The sequence below is a fragment of the Rahnella sp. AN3-3W3 genome (genome assembly GCF_003263545.1).
Lineage (GTDB): Bacteria > Pseudomonadota > Gammaproteobacteria > Enterobacterales > Enterobacteriaceae > Rahnella > Rahnella variigena.
Window position 1 is genome coordinate 1 of record NZ_JYDG01000038.1, and the last position, 3240, is coordinate 3240.

Annotated in this window: 1 protein-coding gene; it reads right to left on the reverse strand. The window is 60.3% G+C overall.

Annotated features, from left to right (window positions below; all coding sequences use genetic code 11):
- Positions 1 to 3240 (reverse strand): Ig-like domain-containing protein (locus tag UC15_RS11435; protein WP_157960980.1); only part of this gene is annotated, 3240 nt, incomplete at both ends.

A 3240-nucleotide genomic window follows, 5' to 3' on the forward strand; every position in this document is an offset into this window, starting at 1 on the left:
GCTCACGGACGGCAGCGAACTGTCGACCAGAATGTCGTGCGTGGTGCTGCCGGTGTTACCCGCCGCGTCGGTGCTGCTGGCGGTCAGGGTGTAATCCGCTTCGCCGAGTTTCGCGACGTCGGACGCCGGAACGTTCAGCGTCCATGCGCCGTTGCTGACGGTTGCGGTGTAGTTCTGGCCGTTGAGATTCAGCGTGACGGAGCTGCCTTCCGCGCCGTTGCTGGTACCGCTGACGGTCAGGGCTTCGCCTTTTTCGATGGCGTTGATCACGTCGTCGGTTGCAACGGTGTTAATGGTCAGAACCGGCGCAACGGTATCAACCGTGACGTCGTGTGTAATTGAACCGTCGTTGCCTGCGGCATCTTTGACGCTTGCGCTGATGGTGTAGGAACCGTCGGTCAGCGTGCTGACCACGTTCGCAGGTACACCAACGCTCCAGTTGCCATTGGTATCCACTGCGGCGGTGTAGCTGTGGCCGTCGATGTCAACGGTGACTAATCCGCCCGCCGGAACGCCTGTGCTGCCACCGGAGATCAACAGGTTCTGCTGATGCTCCTGCGCGTTGATCACGTCGTCGGCTGACACGGTGTTAATGGTCAGAGCTGGTGGGGTGATATCCACCAGCACCGAACCGCTGACGCTGCTGCTGTTACCGGCGACATCTTTCACCGTAGCATTCACAGAATAGGTGCCGTCAGTCAGCGCCGAGGCGTCTGCTGCCGGAACCGACGTGCTCCAGCTGCCGTCGGTGCCAACGGTCGCGGTGTAATCTTTGCCGTTCAGGGTGACAGTAACGATCTGACCGGCTTCTGCCGTCGACGTGCCGCTCAGCACCACATCTGCACCGGCTTCCGTGCTGTTGAGCACATTGTCACCGGCGATGGTGTTAATGGTGATGGCTGGCGCAACGGTATCAACCGTCACATCCTGTGCCGCACTGGCGCTGTTACCGGCAGTGTTGGTTACCGACACCTGAATTGAGGCATCGCCATCTTTCAGCAGGGTCATATCCGCAGCCGGAACCGTCAGGCTCCATGTCCCACCGGTTTGCACCTGAGTGGTGTAGCTGTGACCCGCAAAAATAACAGTCACCGTCTGACCAGCTTCAACGTTTAACGTAGTACCGCTCAGGGTTAAATCTGCCGCTTTCTCTGCGGCATTCAGCATGTTGTCAGTGGAAACCGTGTCGATGGCGATACTGACGCTGCTGAGATCAACGGTGATGTCATTGCTGATGGTGACGCTGTTACCCGCAGCACTGGTGCCGCTCACAGAGACCGTCAGCTCACCGGCAGGCCAGTTCGCCACGTCAGCCGCAGGAACTGCCGCTGACCACTTGCCGCCTGCGCCGACGGTCGCCGCATAATCGACGCCGTTGATGGTCACGGTCACGCTGCTGCCCGCGGCCAGACCGGTGCTGGTACCGCTGACAATCTGGTTCTGATTAATTTCGATGCTGTTGACGATATCGTCGCCGGCAATGGTGTCGATGCGCAGACCCGGGATTGCCGCATCAATGACGATATCGCGTTCACCGGAACCGCTGTTGCCGCTGGTGTTGGTCACGCTGGCGGAAATGTTCAGGCTGCCGTCGCCCATGGCGGCCAGATCGGCTGCCGGAACGGTCAGGCTCCAGGAGAGATCATTCTGCACCTCTGCGGTGTAGGTTTTACCGCCCACGGTCACGGTGACGGTTTGTCCCGCTTCCGCGTGTGTGACGGTGCCGCTGATCACCTGATCCTGCGTGATTTCAGTGGCGTTGATCACGTCATCACCGGCGACCGTATTAATGGTCACCGCCGGGCTATCAGAGGAAGTTTGCAGCGTTTTAGCCGCAGACCCGCTGTTGCCATAAACGTCGGTGCCGCTGACGCTCACCTGATAAAGCGCCTGCCCCAGGTTCGCCAGATCGCTGGCCGGAATATCTGCACTCCAGACGCCGCCGTTGACGGTACCCTGATAGTTCAGGCCGTTAAGCGTCACGATAACTGTCGCGCCATCCGCCAGCCCTGTCACCGTACCGGTGACAGTCAGCGTGGTCTGCGCTTCGGCAGCGTTAAGAATGTTATCGCCACCCGCCATGTCATTGATGACAAATACCGGCGCAGTGGTTTCCACCGTCACGTCGCGGCTGGCAGAACCGGTATTTCCGGCAGTGTCCGTAACCTTCGCGGTGATGGTGTAGCTGCCATCATTCAGGCCGCTGACCACATTCGCCGGAACCCCGACGCTCCAGTTACCCGAGCCATCACTGACCGCACGGTAATCGACGTTGTTGATGGTCACCGTGACCACAGAACCCGCGTCCACACCGCTTACGGTGCCGCTGATCACCTGCGCCTGTCCGTGTTCGGTGCTGTTGATGACGTTATCGCCCGCCACGGTATTAATCGTGACTTCCGGCGCGGTCAGATCAACCTGCGCGGTGCCGGTGGCGGTCGCCGGATTACCTGCGATATCGCTGACGCTGGCGGTCAGGGTATAAGAACCGTCGCCCAGACCGGAGAACACGCTGTTCGGCACGCCGGTTGTCCAGGTGCCGTCTGCGGCTACCGTCGCGGTGTAAGTTTCACTGCCCAGCGTGATGGTGACGGTCTGCCCGGCCTGCGCCGTACTGGTGCCGCTGAGTGTGACCTCAGTACCCGCATTGATGGCGGTCAGCACATCACTGGCGCTGATGGTTTGAATGGTTACGGTCGGTGCCGATGCATCCACTTCCGCCGTATTCGCTGCGCTGGCGCTATTGCCCGCTACGTTGGTAACGCTGGCGGTTGCGGTCACGTCGCCGTCTTTCAGGCTGGTCATATCGCCTGCCGGAACCTTCACGCTCCAGCTGCCGTCGGTGCCAACGGTCGTAGTGTAAGTGTGACCCGCAAAATTCACGGTCACGGTCTGTCCGGCTTCGACGTTTTGCGTCGACCCCGTCAGCGTCAGGTCTGCCGCTTTTTCTGCTGCGTTGATCATGTCATCAGCCGCGATGGTATCCACGGTGATTGCCACACTGCTCAGATCGACGGTGACGTTGTTCGAGATGGTCACAGAGTTGCCGGACACGTCAGTGCCGGTCACGCTGATATTCAACGCACCCGCAGGCCAGTTCGCCACGTCCGCTGCCGGAACCGCCGCAGACCACGCGCCGTTCGCGCCGACGGTCGCCTGATAATCCACGCCGTTGATGGTCACGGTGACTGAACTTCCTGCGGCGATATCGGTGCTGGTGCCGCTGACAATCTGGTTCTG